Here is a 23,985-nt window from a genome sequence, read left to right on the forward strand (position 1 = left end):
CTAAGTCTCTGCCTCCCGCTAGAGGCTTAGTTTTTCTACAAAGAAAATATTACTCCTGAAAAAAGTAACTTTTTTAGAATGAGTTGGAGTGTTTTTTTATCAATATAATGCATAAATATAAATAATATAGTATAATTATAGAAAATAAAGTGGAAATCACAATAAATCCACATATATAAATACAGGAAACATTCTCGGTCTGACAAGGAGGAGAAAGAATGCAACAATCAAAAGGCTATCTTGTTTTAAATACAGGAGATATATTGGAAGGAAACTGGCTAGGAACACCAAATAAAATGGAAGGTGAACTAGTTTTTAATACAGCAATGACAGGATATCAGGAGGTTATGACAGATCCGTCGTATGCAGGGCAGATTGTAACAATGACATACCCGCTGATTGGGAATTACGGCTGGAACGAAATTGACTATGAAAGTGTGAAACCTTCATTAGCCGGCTTTATTGTATCAACACCAAGTGAAAACCCGGAACATTATGAATCAAAAAATACATTAATAGAAATGCTTGAAAAATATGAGATTCCTGCACTTTCAGGGGTAGATACCCGTGCGTTAACAAGAATCATCCGTGAATATGGCGAGGTATACGGTAAGATAACGACAGATCCTGCTGATAAGCCTGTTCATACATTTGTCAATCCAGACATCGTCTCAACTGTTTCTGTAAAAGAAAAAATTGTTTATAAAACGAGTGATCCAGCTAATACACCTACACCGCATGTAGTTGTTATGGATTTCGGATATAAGCATTCGATTGCTCATTCATTATTAGATCTGGGCTGTGATGTAACTGTAGTTCCATATAATACGAGTTACCTTGAAATCCAGGCATTAAACCCTGATGGTGTTTTATTATCAAACGGACCGGGAGACCCAAAAGCACTGGCTGGTCATTCTGAAAATATTAAACACATTTCTGAAAACTTTCCAACAATGGGTATTTGTCTTGGACATCAATTAATTGCATTAGCACATGGTGCCACGACAAAACGTCTGCCATATGGACATCGTGGGAGTAACCATCCGGTTAAAGACTTACAAACAGGGAAAGTAATGATTACCTCGCAAAACCACGGATATGTAGTAGACTATGACTCTGTTAACATGAAAAACTGGTATGTTTCTCATGTGAATGTCAATGACAAATCTGTTGAAGGTTTGAAACATAAAACGAAACCATTAATGTCTGTGCAGTTTCACCCTGAAGCGCATCCGGGCCCAATTGATACACATCAGATATTCGTAGATTTTATTCAGCAGTTTATTACCAAGGGAGAGAAACAGCATGCCTAAGTTAGATCACATAAAAAAAGTACTCGTCATCGGCTCCGGACCAATTGTGATTGGTCAGGCAGCCGAATTTGACTATGCCGGAACGCAAGCATGTCTTGCACTTAAAGAAGAAGGGGTAGAAGTAATTCTTGTAAATAACAATCCCGCAACCATCATGACAGACGAAAATATTGCAGACAAAGTTTACTTAGAACCATTAACCTGTGAATCGATTACTAAAATTATTGAAAAAGAACGTCCTGATGGAATTTTACCAACACTAGGCGGGCAGACAGGATTAAATATGGCAGTTCTTTTAGATGAAGCGGGCGTTTTGGAAAAATACAGTGTCACACTTCTGGGAACTCCTCTTGAGACAATTCAAAAAGGGGAAGACCGTGAAATATTTAAATCAATGATGAAGGATATTAATGAACCAGTTGCGGAAAGTTTATCAACTTCTTCTGTGGAAGATGCTGTCGACTTCGCGACTAAAGTGGGATATCCAATGATTGTTCGGCCTGCCTATACATTAGGCGGCGCAGGTGGCGGTATAGCTGACAATGAAACAGAACTGCGCCGGATTGTAAAAAACGGACTTCATTACAGCCCGATAAATCAGGTTCTTATTGAACAGAGTGTAAAAGGCTGGAAGGAGATAGAATATGAAGTAATGCGGGATTCGAATGATACCTGTATTATCGTTTGTAATATGGAGAACTTTGATCCTGTTGGTGTACACACAGGTGACAGTATTGTAGTAGCACCGTCTCAAACATTAACAGACCGCCAGTATCAAATGCTTCGCACTTCTTCGGTTAAAGTTATCCGTGAATTAGGAGTTATCGGCGGCTGCAACATACAGTTTGCATTAAATCCGGACAATGATGATTATATTATTATTGAGGTAAACCCACGTGTCAGCCGTTCAAGTGCATTAGCATCAAAAGCGACAGGATATCCAATTGCAAGGATTGCTGCGAAAACAGCACTTGGCTATCATTTGGATGAAGTCATCAACCCGATTACAGGGGATACGTATGCAAGCTTCGAACCGGCAATTGATTATATTGCTGCCAAAATTCCACGGTGGCCATTCGACAAATTTACCCAGGCTGATCGTTTGCTAGGTACGCAAATGAAAGCGACAGGTGAAGTTATGGCGCTTGCACGTAACTTTCCTTCCGCGATTAATAAAGCAATACGGTCATTGGAGATTGGTTTAGACTCTCTCCATTTACCAGCAGCTGAGAGATTAACGGAGGAAGAACTGCACCTGGCATTAGATAAGGCGACAGACGAACGGCTATTTATCGTGGCAGAAGCATTACGGCGAGGAATGACCGTAGACCAGATCCACGAAATTACTCAAATAAATAATTATTTCTTATATGAATTGGAAGCAATGATTAAGAGCGAAAACAATATTGCCTCAAAAGACTGGGAGAAGATTGACGTACAAGACTTAAAGGCAGCAAAAGGATTCGGAATTTCTGATATTACATTAGCAAAACTTCTAAAAGTTGATGTAAGTGACATCCAGCAAAAACTGAAGGAGCATCAGCTGGCACCGTCCTATAAGATGGTGGATACATGTGCAGCTGAATTCTCTGCAGAAACACCATACTTCTATAGTTCATGGAATGAATGGGATGAAGTGGAAGCATTAAGTGGCAATAAGCGGATGATTGTTCTAGGATCAGGTCCTATACGTATTGGTCAGGGAGTAGAGTTTGACTATTGCTCTGTTCATGCCGCGAAATCCCTGCAGGGTCAAGGGATTGATGCAGTTGTAATCAATAACAATCCAGAAACAGTAAGTACAGATTTTAACACTGCCGATCACTTATATTTTGAACCTTTGACTGTGGAAGACGTGCTTCATGTGGTGGAGAAAGAAGGAGCTGAAGGAGTATTAGTCCAATTTGGCGGTCAGACAGCGATTAATTTGGCTGATGGTTTGCAAAAGGCAGGAGTGAAGATTGCTGGTACCGCGTTAGAGTCAATTGAAGCAGTGGAAGATCGGGATTTGTTCTATCAGTTATTGCAAAAACTTAATATTCCTCATATTCCTGGCGACACTGTTATGGCAGTTGAGGATGCGAAAGCTGTTGCCGAGAAAATTGGTTATCCCGTTTTATTACGCCCATCTTATGTAATTGGCGGACAGGGAATGGTTATTCTCCACAATGAGAAACAGCTTGTAGAATATTTATCGGATTTACAGGTGAAAGCTCATGATAATCGTATCTTCCCACTATTGATAGACCGGTATATTGAGGGATACGAAGTGGAGATTGACGCCATCTGTGATGGAGAAGATGTTTTAATTCCGGGAATATTTGAGCATGTGGAAAAGGCTGGTGTTCACTCCGGTGACAGTATCGCGATTTTCCCTGCACCCGGTTTAACAAACGAACATAAACAGACAATTGAAACATATGCACAACTGATTTCCAAAGCACTAAACGTAAAAGGAATCATGAATATTCAATTTGTATTAAGTGAAGACCGTCAAACAGTATATGTGTTGGAAGTGAACCCGCGTGCTTCAAGGACTGTGCCAATAGCAAGTAAGGTAACAGGTGTGCAGATGGTTGATCTGGCAACACGCGTTCAAATGGGTGAAGCTTTAAAAGATCAGGGATGGAAGCTGGGACTGCATAAAGAGGTACCATATTATGCTGTGAAAATGCCCGTATTTTCAACGAATAAATTACCTGGTGTTGATCCGGTCCTGGGACCTGAAATGAAATCAACAGGTGAAGCTATCGGTATTGGGACAACAGTAGATCAGGCGATGGCTAAAGCATTTGGCTGGAAAGAGAATAACCTGAAAGCTCTTCGTTCGAGTGATACGATATTCTTGTCCTTAATCAAGGTGGACGAAAAGCTTGTTGAAGTTTTAAAGTCAACAGAAGCCAAAATTGTTACTGATTCAAGAACAAGTGACTTACTAATAAATGCTAATATTGAGGTTCATGATGTTATCAGTGTCGCTCAGGCAGAAGAAAATTGTATGAATGAGCAGTACGCATTTATTGCGGATACAAACCGTACAGGGGAAAAGGATGAGCATGTTTCTTTAAGAGAAGCTGGCTTGAAGTCTGATACGTTATGCTTTACATCCAATGAGACATTAATTGCCTACCTGAATGCAACTAAGCAGGAACAGGAATTTCCTGCGTCCATTCAGACATACCGACGTGACCAGAATATAGAAAATGTAAAGGAGCGTGTCAAAGGGTGAGTTTTAAAGAAAAATTAAAAGGTAAAGATTTACTTACATTAGCGGATTATTCTAAAGCAGAGATCGCATATATACTGGAACTGGCAGATCAAATTAAACAGAAAAGAAAGAATGGTGAAGTTTATCAGCCATTAAAAGGTAAAACATTAGGCATGATCTTTGAAAAATCATCCACTCGTACACGTGTTTCTTTTGAAGCTGGTATATACCAGCTTGGCGGGACAGGGTTGTTTTTAAGCTCTAATGATATTCAAATAGGACGTGGAGAGCCTATCTCTGATACGGCAAAAGTACTGTCAGGTTACCTTGATGGAATTATGATTCGTACTTTTTCCCAAAAGGATGTGGAGGATTTAGCAGAGAATGCTACGATTCCTGTTATTAATGGTTTAACAGACGATTATCATCCGTGCCAGGTATTAGCTGATTTACAAACAATTAAAGAAGCAAAAGGCAAGCTGGAAGGGTTAAAGCTCGCTTATATCGGGGATGGTAATAATATGGCCCATTCATTAATGATCGGATGTGCAAAAATGGGTCTGGATGTTGCTGTTGCAGCACCTGAATCTTATCAGCCGAAACCAGAGATAACTGAACTTGCACAATCTTTTGCTGAAGGAACAGAAGTATTAGTTACAGAAGATCCAGTCGAAGCAGTAAAAAATGCAGATATTATTTATTCTGATGTATGGGCAAGTATGGGACAGGAAGCAGAACAAAAAGCACGGGAAAAAGCATTTGCTGCAACATATCAGGTGAATACAGAGCTGTTTACCCATGCCAAGGACGACGCCATTTTTATGCATTGTCTACCTGCGCACAGAGGAGAAGAAGTAACATCTGAAATTATTGATGGACCACAATCTGTTGTATTCCAGGAAGCGGAAAACAGATTGCATGCACAAAAAGCATTAATGGTTGCATTAATGGGATAATTGGGAAAGCTGGCCTCATTAAATAGAGGCTGGCTTTTTCATGTTTATTGTGAATTAGTAATCGATAAATGGTTCTCAAAACAATTTGCAGTTCATATTTCATTATTGCTATAATAAAGATTAATTGTGCAGAGGTTTTGCACAATAGAATCGTAAAGGATTGGTTACGAAATGGATAAACAACTTATTTTGGAAGAATTACAACGGCTGATCAATAGTGACCTTGTTCTCGTTGATGAATTATTAAAAAATCACACTTACACTAAACTCGGTGGGAAAGCCGATTTTTTTGTGACACCGACAACAATAAATGAAGTACAACAGGTTGTGCGTTATGCAAAAAACCGGAATGTTCCTTTTACATTACTGGGAAATGGATCAAATGTCATTGTTAGAGATGGCGGAATCCGTGGAATTGTATTAAGCTTAAAAAAGTTTAATGAAATTAGAAGAGAAGGAACAAAGGTAATAGCAGAAAGTGGTGCAAGAATAATAGATGCCTCACGTTTTGCGCTGAAAGAGATGCTGACAGGATTGGAATTTGCATGTGGGATTCCCGGAACAGTAGGGGGTGCGCTTTATATGAATGCAGGTGCCTATGGTGGTGAAATAAAAGACTGTTTGGAGTATGCGTTAGTGGTAGACCGGAATGGAGAAGTACTTCAAATTGCAGCAGAGGAGTTTGACTTAGCTTACCGGACGAGTAATATTGCAGAAAAAGGTTATATCGTGCTGGAAGCAGCTTTTCAGTTGGAAAAGGGAGACTATCATGCCATTAAAGCCGTTATGGATGACTTAACATTTAAGCGGGAATCTAAGCAGCCATTGGAATATCCGTCATGCGGCAGTGTGTTTAAGCGTCCGCCTGGTTATTTTGCAGGAAAATTAATTCAGGATAGTGAATTGCAAGGTAAAGGTGTTGGTGGAGCAGAAGTATCCACAAAGCATGCCGGTTTTATTGTGAATAAAGAAAATGCTACAGCTTCGGAATATATTGCTGTTATAGAAATGGTTCAGAAAACTGTCAAAGAAAAATTCGGCATAGAACTGGAGCGGGAAGTAAGAATTCTTGGTGAGGATTAATTATTTAACTGTTGGAAATAGACTATAAATAAAACCGTCATTCATCAAATTTTGGTGAAATGACGGTTTATGTTTTTTGAATGGGTAAAATTATGCTATTATTGTTTTTTAGAGATTAACTGTTTAAAGGCCCGTCTTTATCCTTACTAATTATTAATGTTATACTAATTCAAATAATTTCTAACAAAACAGCTAATAATATGGTTATTCATTTAGAAAAAAATTATTACCTTGTTACTTTGTTGCGTCCGTTAGTAATCATTCGTTATTTTCTATAGGAAAGGGAGAATTTGTAGTGACAGTTGGTAGAAATGATCCGTGTCCATGTGGTAGTGGGAAAAAATACAAGAAATGTTGTATGAATAAGGATCAAGTTGTAGAACTGGAAATGTTTATAGAGGAAAAGTTTTATAAGCAAAAAGAAGCATTAGTAGGGAAATTAAATGAATTTTTGCTTGCATATTTAACCATGAATATTTATGCTCCGCTTGAAGCAGAATTCAATCGGAGAACCGGACATATTTTTGAGAAAAACAGTAAAGGCTTCTTTCTGTTTTGGTTACACTTCTTTTACCGTTATGATAACGGCCTTCGGGGAATAGAATGGTTCCTGGCTGAAGAAGGAAATCGGTTAACGAGTGAAGAAAGAAAAATGACCGAGCGTTGGGCTAAGATGAAACCACAGCTGCTGCAAGTGGTTGACCAGACTGAGAAAATAGTGACTGTTATTGATTGTTATACGAAGCAGTCATTTCAGCTGCCTAAATCTAAAGGTAATATACAGGATGTCCTGCCATGGGTGAGCACGATTGGTTTATTGGAACAAGTGAATGATTCTCATTATTTTAACGGGATCAGGGCCCTTGTAAGTCCGAAAGCCTTAACGAAAGTAAAACAATTGATAGAGAATCTGACGGCAGAAAATAAGATGGATTACGAGCAGGTGATGGTGGAGTATTATCCGGAGATACTCGCTGCATTCCACTCCAATGATTTGGAAAAAAACCATAACGATAAAGAAGTAACTTTGTATCATTATAAGTATGATTTGCTTGATAAACTTTCGGTAGAGAATTATTTCGAGAATGACCCTGATTTTGTAGTGGAACAATCCAAAACAGATAAAAAAAGATTTATATGGCTGAGTGACACGAGCGTATATACTGATAACCAAGTGAATGGTGAAGTGGTTGTTGCGAGAGTAAATGCAACGATAGAAATAAAGGAAGACACTCTTTCTTACTCAAGCTATGATTCAGATATAACGGAGAAATTTCTTCATAAATTGAATACAGTTGAAGAATCTGTCAAATTGCTCGATCAGAGGAATGAGAAGAAAATATTGCCGGATAATTTTGAAATGCAGCAATTAGTTGCAAATCCAGGCAAAGGGGTTCCTGATTATTTCAGTGTATATGCACAGACAATGATCTTAATAAAACCAGATGAACCGCTTCCGGAATATAATAACCAATCATTAAGAGAGTTAGCACAGAATGATAAGGATACAGCAGAAAACTGGTTTAGAAACATGGAATATGAAGTGAACAATGTTGTAGAAGAGCATTTTGGCAATGTAGATATCAGCCCTGATTTCAACACACCTAGAAAAGAACTTGGCTTACCGCTTTCACCTTTCGTAACTGGCGGGAGTGAGAGAGTCTCCCGCATGATAAGGGTAGACATGCCTTCATCCCAAAATGAGAGAATATCTTTGAAAAAGGATTCGCCAGCATATGATATTTTAGGTTTTACCGACAGAATGGTTACCGCTTTTTATGCGGAGGACATTATCGCATTTTATGAAGATAAAACAGCCGGCAAAGCAAAAGCTACAGAACGGAAATACCGGAATACAATTAGAGATATTATTGATGTATTAGAGATTCGGGGAGTTACCAGCTGGGAGCAGTGTGACCTGAAGTTCTTTGAAAGATTGATTACAGAAGATATTGTGAGAATGTACACGTATATAACGAAATCTTATATAAAAGCCATACTGGCTACAATCAAATCACTTGCTAAATGGCTTGCAGAACATAAAAAAGTAATGCTTGAAAAAGAAATTGACCAGCTTGTCAAACAGTATGAACCAACAATGATTAAAATTGCCCAATTATGGGAGTCAGAGACTATTTTCCAGATTCCTGAAGAGACTTTTAGTAAAGAGATACTAATGGAGAAATTAGCTGAATTAGATAAAAATATTACAACACTGAAAAAAGGCCGGTACAAAGTGTTAGAGGTTGAAGGACAAGGGGTCAGTGTGGTTAATATGGACGATAATCTAGAAGAGAAGTTTTCTTTAAATGAAAGTTCTATACCATTGGTAGAAGAAGGAATGGTGTTTGTCACTTACATTGGTAAAAAAGAAACTGAGAATAAATGGGAAAGTGTTTACCTGGAGGCTTTATATTACCATGTAGACTGATATGCTTAATCAAAATAGTAACCGAACAGTGAGCGAATTTTTATTATTCCTCATAGTTCGGTTTTTTTATTTTCGTAAAATAATGTAACTTTCCTTGTGATACAATCGACATATAGAGTAGGTTAGAAAAATTGTAAGAGGAGGAAAAATTGTGCATAAAAAGGTAATCGCTTTAATTACTGCGGGGATCAGTATATCTGTTCTTGCAACGTTCTCACCGGCTGATATTTCTGCTGAAGAACAACAAAGTGACAAAGTTATGGAAGAAACGGGAGGGGAAATACAGTCAATTGACCAGCAAGAAGCTCTGCAAATAGCCGAGGAGTTTTTTGGGGTAAATTTAGCTAATGCTGAATTCTATTATGATCAAAATTGGTATCGTAATAATTTGCCTGTATGGAGTATCAGCTATGAAAAGGAAACTGCAGGAAAAGGTCTGGAATATTTTTATATTACAATTGATGCAGTTAATGGGGACATAGTTAATACAGGCTATGACGTGAATTCGGGTGAAGGTCCTTCTGTTTATCCGCCTGAAATTAGTTGGGAAGATGGAAAGGTCACGGCAGGTAAAATAGTAGATAAGTATTTTTCAAACTGGAAAGATATGATGAAACCTGACTCCTCAACTGAACCTCATAAGCCTGCTTTAAGTGACCAGGCAGTTTACACCTACCGGTATAACCGGGTAATCGATGGAGTAGAACTGCCGAACAATCATGTCGAGGTTAATGTAAGTGGCAACAATGAACTGATTTCTTTTAACAGCACGTGGGATTACCATATTGAATTAGAATCGAACCCTGTAAAGTATACAAAGCAAGAGGCACTTTCACACTTTCAGCAAAAGCTGCCTGTTGATATTCAATACAGTTCATTAAATAGATATTACCGGCCGGCAAATGATGGATCAGGGGAAATGATATTAGAGTATGCATTGAATGAAAATTACCCATATCTGGATGCTTTCACAGGTGAATGGATTAACAGGCGTGGTGAGACAACGAGCCAGGCAGAGGAAATTAATCAAGAGTCAATCGTGAAAAAGCCGCTTGAGCCTAATCGCATGATTCAAAGTATTATGACAGAAGATGAAGCAGAAAAATTCGCAAGGGATGTTGTGAATATACCTGATGATATGGTTGTTGAAAATATTCAATATTTTCAGAACGAAAGCCAGCCGGTTACCTGGGGATTAACGTTCAGCCAAGCCAATGAAGGTGGAAATAATCCTGATGTTAAACGTATAGATTTAAGGATAAATGCAACAACGGGTGAAATTTATAACTATTATGCTGGTGGAATGCAGACTATCGAAGAGATGAATTCGGAAGAGGTAAATATATCTTATGAAGAGGCGAAAAACAGAGCAGAGGAAATTGTAAAAAAATTTGCACCGGAGAAAGCACACAAAGTTTACTTAGAAAATATAGAAAATGGTTACAGGGAAGAGGCTGGGATTTATCATTTCATGTTCCAGCGAAAAGAGAATGGAATACCTGTTAAAGGGGATGCGATAGAAGTAAGAATTTCATCTTCTGATGGCACCCTGCTTGACTTTTATCAAAGCTGGCAAAATAATGTGACATTTCCTTCGTTAGAAAATGTTATTTCAAAAGAATCAGCATTTGAACGTTTTCTGGAAAGATATGAAGTTGATCTAGGCTGGAAAATGATCCAGTCAGAATTTAAGGAAGAGGAAGAAGAACATTACCGAAAGGTCTATTATCTAAATGATTTAAATGTCTTTGATCAGGCTGTATATTTAAATGCGAAAACAGGAAAATGGCACTCCCGTTTAACTGATGAAATTGTAACAGTGAATCCGGAAGCAAACGATATCACTGGATTGCCTGAAGAAGAGGCCTTGAAACTAATGATTGCTTACGGAGCCCTAACGGTAGACGAGAATGGAGATGTGCATCCGGAAAAGACTGTCACAAGAGGTGAAATGGTTAAAATGCTCATGTTAGCAAATAATCCGGATCCTGTATACTATTACGATATGGGTGCAGAATATGCCAACTCTGAAGGGAGTTTCGATGATGTGAGTGCAGGCAATGAGTATTTCTCCTATGTAGAAGAAGCCATTCGCCAGGGATTTCTGGATAAGGACGATGAGAATTTCAAACCTAATCAACTTGTGACAAGACTGGAATTAGCTGAGTTACTAGTTCATGCATTAGAGTACGACAAGATAGCTAACTATGGTGAAATGTTCCAGCATCCTTATGAGGATATTACCACAAAAGAACAATCCGGCTATGTAGCTATTGTACATTACCTTGATATTATGCCAACCGAAAGTAACAAGTTTTTACCTGATCAGCATGTTAGTCGTGCCGAGGCTGCCCAGATCTTTTATCAATATTTAACCGTAAGAGGAACATTGGATTAATTCATTCGAACTGCTGCCTGGAAAATTACCAGGTGGCAGTTTTTTTATGGAATTATTTGCGAGTTTTCTGAAAAATTACTTTATCTGTCGTAGTAAATGTGATAAAATGAGATTACTACGACAGATAAAGTATGTCAGTCGTAGTAATGAATGGGATCAACAGCTGTCTACAATGGAAGGGGGACCAGCTTTTGATAAGCAGTGATGTTATAAGAGGATACAATGATACGATTATTCTTTATTTATTGCTGGAAAAAGAGTCTTACGGCTATGAAATTTCAAAAGAAATCAAAGAATTATCAGAAGAAAAGTATGTCATCAAGGAAACCACTCTGTACTCTGCATTTAATCGACTGATGAAAAATGGCTATATTGAATCTTTTCATAAAGAACAAACTTACGGAAAAAAGCGCACATATTATAAGATTACGGAATCTGGTTTGTTATATTATCAGGAAAAGTGCCGGGAATGGGAGTTAACGAAAGAAGTGATTAATCGATTTATAAAGGAGGAGTTTCTGTAAATGAATACAATTATCAGTTATCTGGATAATATGTTTGCATCATTACCACAGACAGTACAGATGCGGCAATTAAGGGATGAACTATTGGCTAACATGGAAGATAAATACCATGAATTAAAAAGGAAGGGTAAATCAGAAAATGAGGCTATCGGGATTGTAATTTCGGAGTTTGGCAATATTGATGAAATTATCGATGAGTTTGGAATTTCCTATCCTGATGAAAGAACAGAAAAATCTTTATTAACGGAGACAGAGGCTGAAGATTATCTTCATACAACAAGAAAAACAAGCAAATTGATAGGAATGGGCACAGTCTTGTGTATTATGGGTGCTGCGATCCTTGTTCTGATTACCGGCTTGATGGAAAGTGGTTTTCTTACCGGATTAAGTATGGGAACAGGTGTGATTATCGGGTTAATACCGCTATTATTATTTGTCGCAGTTGCTGTTGGTTTGTTTATTTATGCAGGAATGAAGCTGGAAAAATATAAATATATAAGTCTGGGCGGAAATTTTGAATTATCCATTGACTTAAAGAACCAGATTGACAGGGAACAAAGCGAATATCAGCCAGCATATATGAAAGCGATGATAAGTGGGGTGGCAATGATTATCCTCTCACCAGCTGTGCTTTTTGCAATGATTGCATTTAATGGAACGTTAGCTAACTATGGTGTGTTTCTCATGCTGCTAATGGTTTCACTGGCTGTATATTTGTTTGTATATGCCGGTTCCGTTTATGATTCATATAATAAGTTATTAAAGAACAAAAAACAAAAAGCTGCAGGGGAGCAGGACAGTGAAGAGGATCGTATAATTGGTGCAGTTGCAGTGATTATTTGGCCTTTAGCTGTTATTATTTTCCTGATAAGCGGTTTAGTATATGAACAATGGCACATTAACTGGATCGTGTTCCCTATTACAGGACTGTTATTTGCTATGTTTAGCGGTGCTTATTCCATTCTTGTAAGAAAAAATGATTAAAACTCTTTCTTTGCAATTTTCACTTTCTTTCTATATACTATAAACAATTCAATACGTACATGATTCCTTTGGGGCAGGGTGAAATTCCCGACCGACGGTGAGAAAGCATAACTGCTTTTAAGTCCGTGACCCGGAACATTTGAAAAAATGTGAAGGTGGATTTGGTGAGAATCCAAAGCCGACAGTGAAAGTCTGGATGGGAAAAGGAAATGGTAAGGCTATGTTTATTTTTCATGGGGAAAATCAGCACTCGGTATTATGGTGTGCTCTTATTCTGCTATGGAAATTCATATGCTAAAATCAAGTTCTTTACTATGCGAAATATTATTTGCCCTAGGTATTTTATCCTAGGGCTTTTTTCTTTAAAAAGGTGTGGATGATTATGAGAACAAATGAAGAATGGATGGACCTTGCGTTAAACCTTGCGGAGGCAACCATTGGCCAAACGAGCCCGAATCCTTCTGTTGGGGCAGTAGTAGTCAAAAATGGGGAATTGCTTGGAGTTGGTACACATATACGGGCAGGCGGACCACATGCTGAAGTTCATGCAATAGCCCAGGCAGGTGATGAGGCTGAAGGTGCCGATATTTACGTTACATTGGAACCCTGCGCCCATTATGGCAAGACTCCACCGTGTGCCGAATTAATAGTGGAAAAAAGAATCAAAAGAGTGTTTATTGCATGTCTTGACCCTAATCCGAAGGTCGCCGGAAAAGGTGTAGCTATTCTTAAATCAGCCGGAATTGAAGTAGAAACCGGCATTCAGGAAGAGCGGGCATTAAAAATCAACGAGCACTTTTTCCATTTCATGTTGACCAACCGCCCTTTTATCACACTGAAAGCAGCAATGACCCTTGATGGGAAGACAGCAACATCCACAGGTGATAGTAAATGGATTACATCAGCAGAAGCAAGAAATGATGTTCATAAAGAAAGGCATCGTCATGATGCGATATTGGTTGGAAGAAATACGGTGGAATACGATAATCCAAACTTAACAACCCGATTGCCCCAAGGCGGAAAAAATCCAGTGCGGATTATTTTAGATACTAATCTCTCCCTGCAGAGCCATTATGCTGTTTTTAATAACGAAGCACCGACATGGGTTGTTTGCGGAAAAAATGCGGATAAAGAATTATTCAATAAAACCTGCCCGCATGTAAAAGTGCTGCAAATGATAACAAAAAATATTGTCCTTTCTGATTTAATGGAATGGCTGGCAGAGGAAAATATTCAGTCACTTTATGTAGAAGGTGGCGGAACGATTCACCAGGCATTTATTAAAGAAAAAATCTTCGATGAATGTCATTGGTATATTGCACCCAAACTATTAGGAGGACAAGATGCACGTTCTGTAGTCGGAGGCAAGTCACCATTACTAATGAAAGATGCAGAGAATATAGAATTTTCAACATTTAAGCAAATTGGGCCAGATTTAAAAATCATCGCAACAAGAAGGGTGGAACCATAATGTTTACCGGAATTGTGGAGGAGAAAGGCAAAATAGAATCAATTAAACAGTCTAATATGGCTCTGAAACTAAAGATTTTGGGCAAAAAAATGACAGAGGACGTAGCAATAGGGGATAGTATTTCTGTCAATGGTGTTTGTTTAACGGTAACCGACTTTGATTCCGACTGGTTCACTGTTGATGTCATACCGGAAACATTTCGAAGTTCTTCTTTAGCCAGACTAAGGTCCCAATCTGTAGTGAATTTAGAGCGAGCGATGCATGCAAATGGCAGATTTGGCGGCCACTTTGTTTCAGGCCATGTTGATGCAGTCGGAACTATTGAACGAACATGGACAGAAGATAATGCCAAATACTACTATATCAAAGTTCCTGAAACGAGGTATATTACTATGAAAGGATCTATCAGCGTCGATGGTACTTCTCTGACGGTTTTTGGCGTGGATGATCATGGTTTTACCATTTCGTTGATACCGGAGACACAAAAGGCAACTGTCTTGGGGGAGAAAGACCGAGGAGATATTGTAAATGTAGAATATGATATGTTAGCAAAATATATGGAAAGACTGCTGCAGACTTCTGAGAAACTGCCATCAGGATTAACAGAAGATAAATTAAAGCAGTACGGTTTTTAGGAGGTGCGGTTATGAAACATACAGTCGAGGAAGCAATTACGGCATTAAAAAATGGAGAAATCATTATTGTAGTTGATGATGAAGACCGAGAAAATGAGGGTGATTTTGTCGCCTTAGCTGATAAGGTCACACCAGAAGTAATAAATTTCATGGCAAAAGAAGGCAGGGGTCTGATTTGTGTTCCGATGTCCCGCAACTATGCAGAACGTTTCCAGCTGGGAGCAATGGTAGCACAAAATACAGACGACCACGGAACAAACTTTACGGTAAGCATTGATTACCATACAACACATACCGGTATAAGCGCACAGGAAAGAGCATTAACGATAGAGAAACTTGTGGATGATGAAACAACTGCTTTTGAATTCAAACGCCCTGGCCATGTTTTCCCTTTAGTAGCTAAAAATGCCGGTGTATTGGAGCGCACAGGCCATACAGAGGCTGCGATTGATTTAGCTCGTCTGGCGGGGGCTAAGCCTGTTTCCGTTATATGTGAAATTATGAATGAAGACGGCACAATGGCACGGCGTCCTGATTTAGAAAAAATAGCAGAAACACATGATATGCCAATGATTACAATTGGTGAATTAGTGCAATATCGCAAACGTTATGACCAGCTTATCGTGAAAGAAACAGAGATCAATATGCCAACTGCTTATGGAGATTTTAAACTGGTTGCCTATACAGAAAAGTATACAGGTAAAGAGCATGTTGCTTTGTATAAAGGCGATCTAAAGCCAGAAGAACCGACACTCGTCCGTGTGCATTCAGAGTGTTTAACTGGTGATGTCTTTGGTTCCCAACGTTGTGATTGCGGACCTCAGCTTGAAAAGGCGTTACAGGAAATTGAAAAGGCAGGAAAAGGTGTTCTTGTATATATGCGCCAGGAAGGCAGGGGCATTGGTCTTATCAACAAAATGAAAGCATATAAGCTTCAGGAAGAAGGCTATGACACGGTTGAAGCGAATCATCAGCTGGGATTCCCTGATGATTTAAGGGATTATGCAGTTAGTGTTCAGATCTTAAGAGATTTAGGTGTAGGGAAAATTGATCTGTTAACAAATAATCCACGTAAATTATCCAGTATGGAAGAGTACGGCCTTGAGCTTGTTGGGAGGAAAGAAATTGAGATACCTGCCAACAGAAATAATGAAAAATATTTACAAACAAAAGTAGAGAAATTAGATCATTTATTACAGTTGAAACATAATCGAGATGGGGGAGGAATTTAAGATGGGTAAAACATTTGAAGGCAATTTAGTAGGTACAGGGTTAAAGGTAGGAATTGTTGTAGGAAGATTTAATGAGTTTATTACAGGTAAATTATTAAGTGGTGCAGAAGACGCTTTTCGACGCCACGGGTTAGCAGAAAATGATGTGGATATCGCATGGGTACCAGGAGCATTCGAAATTCCATTAGTTGCAAAGAAAATGGCGGAGTCAGGAAAATATGATGCAGTTGTTACACTAGGGACGGTAATCAGAGGCTCTACCCCTCACTTTGACTTTGTTAGCAATGAAGTATCAAAAGGTGTTGCAAGTGTATCGATGGATGCAGGTATTCCGGTAATATTTGGTGTATTAACAACAGATACCATTGAACAGGCAATTGAACGCGCAGGAACAAAAGCTGGTAATAAAGGGGCAGAGGCAGCAGTTTCTGCTATTGAAATGGCGAACTTATTAAGAGAAATAGGATAAAGAAAAAAAGCGTGGGACATAACGACCATGTCCATCACAAAACATGTATATTAGAAAAAAATTACTGCACATAATATGGATACTGTGTAATAAAGTGGTATAACGTTATGTGCTATACTGCCGCTCCGTCCAGCCACTTCGCTTTTATCCCAAGGCATAAGTGCGTATGAAGAATTAATTTATCTTCTTTTACTTAAAAAATTAAAAATTCTCATGAACAATTCATGCTTTAAATGTTCATGAGAATTTTTATATGTTACTACATTCTTCCCTTTCTTACAATTCTTACAACCATTGTAGAGTATTATTCCAGCGTAGGCCGATTGCGGAGACTCCTATGGGAACAGGACGAGCTGAAGATCCACTTGGTGAAGTGGGTTTCTTCACCAAGTTAGCTGAAGCCGTCCCCATGGAAAGCGAAGCAATCGGACGGAGTGGCAGCATTGCACACTAAATAATTCAAGTATTTAGTATGATTGCACATAATATGCTTTTATCCCAGACCCTTTTTCTCCTTTTAATGAACTTTTAGAATCAAGTGGTTTTGAACTTTTTCACTGTATGAGATAATGTCATGCTTTCCTGCTTCATTTGTTTAATTATCTCGGTCATATTTCCTTAATTTCTTCATCCTGTAGGAAGAAGTCGAGAATTGTCCAGCCAATTTACGGAAGTGATAATGAGATAATGATTATGAAGAACAGGAGGTAACACAAAAAAAAGACGCAGTATAAAAACTCCGTCATTTTGCTTATTTATATAGCAAATTTTTAATATCTTCTTCAATATCTTTTGGTGCTGTCTTCGGTGCGTAACGTTTAATTACATTCCCTTGTTCATCAATAAGAAATTTTGTAAAGTTCCATTTCACTTGATCTGAAATGATACCAGGTGCTGCTTTAGTTAATTGTTTAAACAACGGATGGGCATCCTTCCCTCGAACATCAATTTTAGCAAACATCGGAAATGTCACCCCATAGTTTAGCCGGCAGAATTCTTCTGCTTCCACGCTGGATCCCGGTTCCTGATTCATAAATTGGTTGCTTGGAAAACCAAGAATTTGTAATCCGTCCCCACTATATTTTTCATATAGCTCCTGAAGACCATCAAATTGAGGGGTGAACCCGCACTTGCTTGCAGTATTAACAACAATCATTGCTTTAGCCCGATAATCATCAAGCTTCTTTTCTTCTCCCTTGACCGTATCAATTGTAATATCAAATATAGACATATAAATACCTCCCTTTGAGAAAAGGTTAGCATAATCCGATAAGAAAGGATCGTATTTTGCTCAACAACTGCTAGTGGCAGCGGGCAAGTCACCAGGCAATAGATTTTTTCCATTAAAAAAAGGCATGTCCTGTAACATGCCTTCTGATTTATGCTTGAGTAACTCCGTCTTCTTCTGCAATGCGAGCAAGACGTGTTTGGATTTCTTCTTCTGTTAATTCATGTTCTTTAATATATAAGTTGCGAGGATGAACACGGCATTCGTGAGAACAGCCACGCATATATTTGTGCTCATTCTCTTCTGAGCAAAGCATTTGTCTGTTACACTCGGGGTTTGCACAATTTGCATAACGTTCACAAGGCTTCCCATCGAAGTAATCCTTCCCGACAACGACATGCTCTTTTTTGTTAACAGGAACAGAAATACGTTCATCAAAAACGTACAATTGCCCGTCCCATAACTCTCCTTGTACTTCCGGATCTTTACCGTAAGTAACAATACCGCCATGGAGCTGGCCGACATCCTCAAAGCCTTTCTCTTTCATCCATCCGCCGAATTTTTCACAGCGAATCCCGCCTGTACAATACATTAAGACTTTTTTACCTTCTAGTTGTTCGCGGTTTTCTTCAATCCATTCAGGCAGTTCGCGGAAATTATCGATGTCCGGATTGATCGCACCACGGAAATGACCAAGTTCATATTCATAGTCATTTCTTGTATCTAAAATAACCGTATTTTCATCTCTCATTGCTTCATAAAATTCTTTAGGACTCAAGAAGTCAGCGTTCTTCTCGCGAGGGTCTACATTTTCCTCACCTAAACGCAGTGTCACAAGTTCAGGACGGTGACGACAGTGCATCTTTTTGAATGCATGTCCATCTGCTTCATCAATTTTGAATACCATGTCGCTGAATCTTGGGTCATTGTGCATTGTTTCCATATACTTGTTTGTTTGTTCCACTGTTCCGGAAACTGTACCGTTAATACCTTCTTCTGCTACAAGGATACGTCCTTTTAAGCCTAGCTCTTTACAAAAACTTAAGTGTTCCTGAGCATATGTTTCCGGATCGTTGACTGTGACAAACTTGTAATACAATAATACCTGATACTTTTCATTTGTTTCCATTTTTCTACCACCTATCAATTCATATTTGCAAGATATAAATGTTTTAGGTTGGTTTTATTCTTTTATATTCTTGCAAGCATTTATTTTATCATGTTTTTATTTACTTCTCAATCTATTTTGAACAACCTTATGTTAGAAAATTCATATATAATCATTCGAATTTCTGTTGATATATACAAATTTCAAGTTACCATGGGAACCTTCTCAAGACGTATGCTCTCGTTACTATACGAACTTTTTATTTTGGGAAGTTCTATTTAGCTAAGGATAAATTTACATGTATACAAACGAATGTTCTGTGGTATACTTAGAACAGGTGTTCTTGTTTGAGGAGGGTGTAACATTGGATTATTCAGTATATCCCAGACATAATGTCCTTTGTATCGATATGCGGTCATTTTATGCAAGTGTCGAGTGTGTAGATAGAGGAATAGATCCGATGAAGGCGATGCTTGCAGTAGTTGGAGATCCGAATCGGTCAGGCAGTATTGTGTTAGCAGCCTCACCAGCTTTGAAGAAAACTTACCGTGTCAGTAATGTCAGCCGTTTTTTTGAATTACCGGATGACCCTGACATTATTATTGCACCAGCACGGATGGGAATGTATTTAAAAGTCAGTCTTGCCATCACTAAGATGATAAAAACCATTGTTCCAAAAGAAGCGATTCACGTATATTCTGTAGATGAATTATGGGTAACACTTGATGGAACAGAAAGATTATATGGATCTCCCGTTGAAGCTGCTGAAATGATCCAGCAAAGAATATTGGACCAGTTTGGCATCCCTTGTGCAATAGGGATTGGAGAGAATAAATTTTTAGCAAAAGTCGTAATGGATATTCATGCCAAAAAAGCGACAAGTGGAATAGCGGAATGCCGTTATGAAGATATTGAGAAATTGTTATGGCCGATCGAAATAGGGAAAATATGGGGGGTAGGGAGCCGGTTGAGAAAACATTTAAATCGAATGGGAATATTCTCGTTAGGCCAGCTTGCTAATCACCCGCTGGAGCAATTAAAAAAACGGTTTGGAGTAATTGGAGAACAGTTATACTGGCACGCATGGGGAATTGACTTAAGTCCAGTAGAAGGGGATTTCACCAAAGCAGAACAAAAAGGATACGGGCATGGGATCACCTTGTTAAGAGACTATAAAGGAGCAGAAATTCCGACAGTGTTGCTGGAATTATGTGAAGAAGCATGCAGGCGAGCACGGAAAGACGAAATGTATGGCCGGACAATTCATCTGTCGATTGGTTATTCCAAAGAGGTAGGAGGAGGGTTTAGCCGTTCCATGTCCATTGATGCACCGACAAATATAACAATGGCGATGCATCAGGTTTGTATGCAACTGTTTCATACATTTTATGATGGGTACAGTGAAATAAGGCGTGCATCTGTATCATTAACGAATTTAAGTCGAGATGCCGGCATCCAATTATCGTTATTTGAAGACCAGCGTAAAAGTAATATCGGCTATGTAATGGATGCGATTCGTGATAAATACGGCTCGACAGCAATCTTACGGGCAAGCAGTTATACAGAGCAAGGAATCACATTAGAACGGAGTAAAAAGATAGGTGGGCATTATGCATAATGATAGAGGAAGCATTAAATGGGCATCCCTGATGCTGCCCGAGCATGTAAAGATATTAAGAGACATGTGGCAGGAAGACGAAACAGAAGCAAAGAAAGAGATTGATGAACAGCAATTGGAGGAAAATGCACAAATCCTTGCCGAATCTTTTTTCTTAAAGAAAAAAGTGGCAATTACCTACTATAATCAAAATCACTATAAAACTGACCATGTTGCCATCATTCGTATTGATCGTTATAATCAAACCATTCGCGTCGAGAACGCGGACTTAGAACGTATTACCATTCCGTTAGAAAATATTTGGACAGTAGAAAGTTAGCAGGGAAGCGCCATTCTTATAATGACGCTCCCTTTATCAATTTTGTTCAAACCATTTAATCAAAGCCTGTGTTCCGCTATCCTCTTCACCATTTTCTGCTAATTCCTCATATAATTTTAAAGACAGTTCAAGCCCCGGGGTAGTTAAGCCCATATTTTTAGCAGACTGGAGAGCGACCTTCATGTCTTTAATAAAATGTTTAATATAAAACCCTGGTGCATAATCTTTTTTAATCATCCGTGGAGCTAAATTACTTAGTGACCAGCTTCCGGCAGCGCCAGAAGAAATACTTTCCAATACACGAGCTGGATCTAAACCTGCCTTTTTGGCATACATGAGGGCTTCCGAAACACCGAGCATATTAGATGCAATCGTTATTTGATTTGCCATTTTTGTATGTTGCCCTGCACCAGCAGGACCTTGGTGGATAATATTTTCGCCCATACACTTTAAAATAGGAAGCATTTCCTGAAAGTCATCATTTGTCCCGCCAACCATGATCGAAAGCTTTCCGCTTTTTGCCCCAATGTCGCCGCCAGATACAGGGGCGTCCAGTGCCCGAAGTTGTCTTTCCTTTGCTGATTGATGGATCCTTTCTGCCAGTAGCGGATCAGAAGTTGTCATATCAATTAGAAAACTTCCAGGTCTGGCATTTTCAATAACTCCATCCGTATCGAGAAAAACCTGCTCGACATCACTTGGATAACCAACAATCGTAATAATTACTTCCGATTTCTTCGCTAATTGAGCAATACTTTCTTCCCAAATAGCGCCATGGTTTAACAGGTTATCAGCTTTTTCCTTTGTTCTCGTATGGACATGAACCTCATAACCGTGATTGATTAAGTTTTGTGCCATACTGCTGCCCATTACCCCTGTGCCAATAAATCCAATCGTTTTTGACATACACAATCACTCCTTTTAACTTACTTTAGCAAAAATAAAGAAGGGTGTCATTTTGTTTTAATTCTACCTAAATGGGAATAGAGTTGAAAAAGGAGGAAGACAAAATGGACCAAGAGATAATTGATCGATGCAGAAATATTCTTACAGAGAGAAAAGAGGAAATCATCCAAAAAAATGAGGAATCAGCACTAGCTCTTGATGAGGAAGTTGGGGAACTTACCACTTTTAATAACCATCCGGCAGATTTAGGAACAGAATTATATGAACGAGAACGAGATTTTACATTGGAAAGCTACAGGGAGCAGGAGTTAGAAGAAATAAACCGGGCATTAGAGGCAATGGATGAAGGGACATATCATTTATGTGTAGAATGTGGAAAGCAGATCGAGGAAGAACGGCTGCTGGCGGTACCGACAACAAGGTATTGTATTCAACATGCAGAAAGACGGAATTAGAGAGATGGAGATACAGGGGAGATTATTAAAAGAAGGGATGATTCCATAAGTCAACAGTCGACTGTGGAATCGTCTCTTTTATGGTTGAAAGGCTTATCGGGTTCGAATAACAAATTACCATTTTCCCTAAATTAGGAAAATAGAAAAAGTTAAAATTACCCCTATCAAATTAAGTCTGATTCAGACAAAGTTCGATAGGGGTAAAAGCTTACTCACTCACTTGATATTAGATTCCACTCTGCTCACTAAGTGTTAATGTTGTCGTTTGTTCTTCTCCGTCACGATAGAATGTAACCGTCACTTCATCGCCGATATTTGTCTGGCGATACAGATATGACTTAAGGGCAAGCATTGACTCAATCTCTTGATCATTTATTTTGGTTACAACATCATAGCGTTGCAGTCCGGCAACTTCAGCAGGAGAACCAACTTCCACATCCGCAATAACAATGCCGTTTTCAACTGATTCATCTAATCTCAATGTTTCTTGTTTGTGTCTTGCTGGAACAGTTTCCAAATCTACTGCACTAATTCCGATAAATGGGCGCTGGACTTCCTCACCTGTTTCTAATTGTTCAATAATTGGTTTAGCGTCATCGATCGGAATAGCAAAGCCAATTCCTTCAACAGCTTCCAAAGCTATTTTCATTGAGTTAATTCCGATAACTTCGCCTTTGGCATTAATTAACGCACCACCACTGTTACCAGGATTAATAGCTGCATCTGTCTGAATAACTTCTGTAGTCCAGTCAGGCATACCGTCACTATTTAAATCTACATCAACTGCGCGATCAAGCCCGCTGATGATTCCTCTTGTAACAGATCCTGCGAATTCTGTACCCAATGGATTACCGATCGCGATAGCAGTATCTCCAACAGTCAGGTTTTCGGAAGTTCCTAAATTTGCAACAGTTGTTATTTGCTCACTGGAGATGCGCAGTACAGCTAAATCGGTTAAAGCATCTGTCCCTAATACCTGTGCCTGGACATGCTCGCCATTTGTTAAGACAACCTCTACTTCCTGCGCTCCTTCTACAACGTGATTGTTTGTAACGACGTAAGCATAGTCTCCTTCTTTTTTGTAAACCACCCCAGATCCTGTTCCGGCAGCGTCAGAAGACTCCTCCCATAAATTCACTTGCTGTATATTTGAAATACCAACTACTGCATCTGATACATTGCTAATTGCCTCACTTAAAGAATTCGCTTCATCATTCACAACATTTGTTGTTGGAATTACTTCGTCGCTCGATTGAGCAACGTCCTGTGAAGTTTCTTCAGTAACTTGTTCAGTCCCTGCCGTTTGGCTATCCTCATCTAATACGGATAAGAAGATCCCCCCACTAAATAAAGCGACAACTAATCCGCCGGCAACCCCGCTTAACAGCATACCGCCGAGATGTTTATCTTTCTTCTCCTTGTTCTTTTGTTCATTGGAATTGTTGTATGATTGCATATCTCTTTCTTCATTCATTTATGTCCCCATCCTTTCGGTTGTTTATATTTCTGATCTACTTATATTGTAGTCATTACTTACGGAACAATAATGGGATAATTGTAGAAAAATTGTGTAAGATTGCATACCTTTCATTCTCTGCTTAATTTTTTTCTGGAATTATGCGAAAATAAGAATAAATGCAACAATGA

19 protein-coding genes and 1 riboswitch are annotated in these 23,985 nt (G+C 38.8%); of the genes, 15 read left to right on the forward strand and 4 right to left on the reverse strand.

Translation table 11 applies throughout. From position 1 onward, the window contains the following. Positions 1–218: 218 nt before the first annotated feature. The 12 genes from BMW36_RS05390 (at position 219) to ribH (ending at position 16,704) form a co-directional block, all read left to right on the forward strand. A complete protein-coding gene (locus tag BMW36_RS05390; protein ID WP_089739809.1) occupies positions 219–1,313 on the forward strand; it encodes a carbamoyl phosphate synthase small subunit in 1,095 nt (364 codons plus the stop codon). Then, positions 1,306–4,542: a carbamoyl-phosphate synthase (glutamine-hydrolyzing) large subunit gene (gene carB / locus BMW36_RS05395; protein ID WP_089739811.1), complete on the forward strand. Its 3,237-nt coding sequence runs from the start codon at positions 1,306–1,308 to the stop codon at positions 4,540–4,542. The genes BMW36_RS05390 and carB overlap by 8 nt, the downstream gene beginning before the upstream one ends. Next, the gene (gene argF / locus BMW36_RS05400) at positions 4,539–5,477 is read left to right on the forward strand and encodes an ornithine carbamoyltransferase (protein ID WP_089739813.1); all 939 of its coding nucleotides are present in this window, start codon (positions 4,539–4,541) and stop codon (positions 5,475–5,477) included. The genes carB and argF overlap by 4 nt, the downstream gene beginning before the upstream one ends. Before the next feature lie 171 nt (positions 5,478–5,648). Further along, complete coding sequence (murB, locus tag BMW36_RS05405) at positions 5,649–6,560, forward strand: UDP-N-acetylmuramate dehydrogenase (protein ID WP_089739815.1); 912 nt, start codon at positions 5,649–5,651, stop codon at positions 6,558–6,560. Between the two features lie 295 nt (positions 6,561–6,855). Next, the gene (locus BMW36_RS05410; RefSeq protein ID WP_217640949.1) at positions 6,856–8,991 is read left to right on the forward strand and encodes an SEC-C domain-containing protein; all 2,136 of its coding nucleotides are present in this window, start codon (positions 6,856–6,858) and stop codon (positions 8,989–8,991) included. A gap of 151 nt (positions 8,992–9,142) precedes the next feature. Continuing rightward, the gene (locus BMW36_RS05415; RefSeq protein ID WP_089739818.1) at positions 9,143–11,389 is read left to right on the forward strand and encodes an S-layer homology domain-containing protein; all 2,247 of its coding nucleotides are present in this window, start codon (positions 9,143–9,145) and stop codon (positions 11,387–11,389) included. A 191-nt stretch (positions 11,390–11,580) separates the two neighbouring features. After that, positions 11,581–11,913, forward strand: coding sequence for a PadR family transcriptional regulator (locus BMW36_RS05420; protein ID WP_089739820.1), 333 nt, complete (start codon positions 11,581–11,583; stop codon positions 11,911–11,913). Continuing rightward, complete coding sequence (locus tag BMW36_RS05425; protein ID WP_089739822.1) at positions 11,914–12,897, forward strand: permease prefix domain 1-containing protein; 984 nt, start codon at positions 11,914–11,916, stop codon at positions 12,895–12,897. A gap of 60 nt (positions 12,898–12,957) precedes the next feature. Continuing rightward, positions 12,958–13,109: riboswitch (FMN riboswitch) on the forward strand. Positions 13,110–13,279: 170 nt separating this feature from the next. Then, positions 13,280–14,368: a bifunctional diaminohydroxyphosphoribosylaminopyrimidine deaminase/5-amino-6-(5-phosphoribosylamino)uracil reductase RibD gene (ribD, locus tag BMW36_RS05430; protein ID WP_089739824.1), complete on the forward strand. Its 1,089-nt coding sequence runs from the start codon at positions 13,280–13,282 to the stop codon at positions 14,366–14,368. Further along, complete coding sequence (gene ribE, locus BMW36_RS05435) at positions 14,368–15,003, forward strand: riboflavin synthase (RefSeq protein WP_089739826.1); 636 nt, start codon at positions 14,368–14,370, stop codon at positions 15,001–15,003. Before ribD ends, ribE begins: the two co-directional genes overlap by 1 nt. 11 nt (positions 15,004–15,014) lie before the next feature. After that, the gene (locus tag BMW36_RS05440) at positions 15,015–16,235 is read left to right on the forward strand and encodes a bifunctional 3,4-dihydroxy-2-butanone-4-phosphate synthase/GTP cyclohydrolase II (protein WP_089739828.1); all 1,221 of its coding nucleotides are present in this window, start codon (positions 15,015–15,017) and stop codon (positions 16,233–16,235) included. Between the two features lies 1 nt (position 16,236). Further along, positions 16,237–16,704, forward strand: coding sequence for a 6,7-dimethyl-8-ribityllumazine synthase (gene ribH / locus BMW36_RS05445; RefSeq protein ID WP_089739829.1), 468 nt, complete (start codon positions 16,237–16,239; stop codon positions 16,702–16,704). A gap of 751 nt (positions 16,705–17,455) precedes the next feature. Here the strand turns inward: ribH and BMW36_RS05450 are convergent. Continuing rightward, entirely contained in the window at positions 17,456–17,935 is a 480-nt protein-coding gene (locus BMW36_RS05450) for a glutathione peroxidase (RefSeq protein WP_089739831.1), read from the reverse strand. Positions 17,936–18,083: 148 nt separating this feature from the next. Then, positions 18,084–19,061, reverse strand: a complete 978-nt coding sequence (gene trhO, locus BMW36_RS05455; RefSeq protein WP_089739833.1) for an oxygen-dependent tRNA uridine(34) hydroxylase TrhO — start codon at positions 19,059–19,061, stop codon at positions 18,084–18,086. A 343-nt stretch (positions 19,062–19,404) separates the two neighbouring features. On the opposite strand from trhO, the gene BMW36_RS05460 reads away from it, so the two are divergent. Both BMW36_RS05460 and BMW36_RS05465 read left to right on the forward strand, forming a co-directional pair. Continuing rightward, positions 19,405–20,658: a DNA polymerase IV gene (locus BMW36_RS05460; protein ID WP_089739905.1), complete on the forward strand. Its 1,254-nt coding sequence runs from the start codon at positions 19,405–19,407 to the stop codon at positions 20,656–20,658. Beyond that, a complete protein-coding gene (locus tag BMW36_RS05465) occupies positions 20,651–20,977 on the forward strand; it encodes a YolD-like family protein (RefSeq protein ID WP_089739835.1) in 327 nt (108 codons plus the stop codon). The genes BMW36_RS05460 and BMW36_RS05465 overlap by 8 nt, the downstream gene beginning before the upstream one ends. A gap of 36 nt (positions 20,978–21,013) precedes the next feature. Here the strand turns inward: BMW36_RS05465 and BMW36_RS05470 are convergent, their stop codons facing one another. After that, on the reverse strand, positions 21,014–21,883 hold the full coding sequence (locus BMW36_RS05470) for an NAD(P)-dependent oxidoreductase (RefSeq protein ID WP_089739837.1): 870 nt from the start codon (positions 21,881–21,883) through the stop codon (positions 21,014–21,016). Positions 21,884–21,987: 104 nt separating this feature from the next. Here BMW36_RS05470 and BMW36_RS05475 point away from each other — a divergent pair, with 104 nt between their 5' ends. Next, the gene (locus BMW36_RS05475; RefSeq protein ID WP_175480359.1) at positions 21,988–22,338 is read left to right on the forward strand and encodes a TraR/DksA C4-type zinc finger protein; all 351 of its coding nucleotides are present in this window, start codon (positions 21,988–21,990) and stop codon (positions 22,336–22,338) included. Between the two features lie 226 nt (positions 22,339–22,564). On the opposite strand, the gene BMW36_RS05480 is transcribed toward BMW36_RS05475, so the two are convergent. Next, a complete protein-coding gene (locus BMW36_RS05480) occupies positions 22,565–23,812 on the reverse strand; it encodes a S1C family serine protease (protein ID WP_089739841.1) in 1,248 nt (415 codons plus the stop codon). Positions 23,813–23,985 lie beyond the last annotated feature (173 nt).

The sequence above is a fragment of the Gracilibacillus ureilyticus genome (assembly GCF_900111195.1).
Classification (GTDB): Bacteria; Bacillota; Bacilli; order Bacillales; family Amphibacillaceae; genus Gracilibacillus; species Gracilibacillus ureilyticus.

What these genes read in the sequence shown, in the direction of transcription:
- BMW36_RS05390 (WP_089739809.1), top strand. Translation starts at nt 219, where the DNA reads ATGCAACAATCAAAAGGCTATCTTGTTTTAAATACAGGAGATATATTG.
- carB (WP_089739811.1), top strand. Translation starts at nt 1,306, where the DNA reads ATGCCTAAGTTAGATCACATAAAAAAAGTACTCGTCATCGGCTCCGGA.
- murB (WP_089739815.1), top strand. Translation starts at nt 5,649, where the DNA reads ATGGATAAACAACTTATTTTGGAAGAATTACAACGGCTGATCAATAGT.
- BMW36_RS05425 (WP_089739822.1), top strand. Translation starts at nt 11,914, where the DNA reads ATGAATACAATTATCAGTTATCTGGATAATATGTTTGCATCATTACCA.
- ribD (WP_089739824.1), top strand. Translation starts at nt 13,280, where the DNA reads ATGAGAACAAATGAAGAATGGATGGACCTTGCGTTAAACCTTGCGGAG.
- ribE (WP_089739826.1), top strand. Translation starts at nt 14,368, where the DNA reads ATGTTTACCGGAATTGTGGAGGAGAAAGGCAAAATAGAATCAATTAAA.
- BMW36_RS05440 (WP_089739828.1), top strand. Translation starts at nt 15,015, where the DNA reads ATGAAACATACAGTCGAGGAAGCAATTACGGCATTAAAAAATGGAGAA.
- ribH (WP_089739829.1), top strand. Translation starts at nt 16,237, where the DNA reads ATGGGTAAAACATTTGAAGGCAATTTAGTAGGTACAGGGTTAAAGGTA.
- BMW36_RS05450 (WP_089739831.1), bottom strand. Translation starts at nt 17,935, where the DNA reads ATGTCTATATTTGATATTACAATTGATACGGTCAAGGGAGAAGAAAAG.
- trhO (WP_089739833.1), bottom strand. Translation starts at nt 19,061, where the DNA reads ATGGAAACAAATGAAAAGTATCAGGTATTATTGTATTACAAGTTTGTC.
- BMW36_RS05465 (WP_089739835.1), top strand. Translation starts at nt 20,651, where the DNA reads ATGCATAATGATAGAGGAAGCATTAAATGGGCATCCCTGATGCTGCCC.
- BMW36_RS05470 (WP_089739837.1), bottom strand. Translation starts at nt 21,883, where the DNA reads ATGTCAAAAACGATTGGATTTATTGGCACAGGGGTAATGGGCAGCAGT.
- BMW36_RS05475 (WP_175480359.1), top strand. Translation starts at nt 21,988, where the DNA reads ATGGACCAAGAGATAATTGATCGATGCAGAAATATTCTTACAGAGAGA.
- BMW36_RS05480 (WP_089739841.1), bottom strand. Translation starts at nt 23,812, where the DNA reads ATGAATGAAGAAAGAGATATGCAATCATACAACAATTCCAATGAACAA.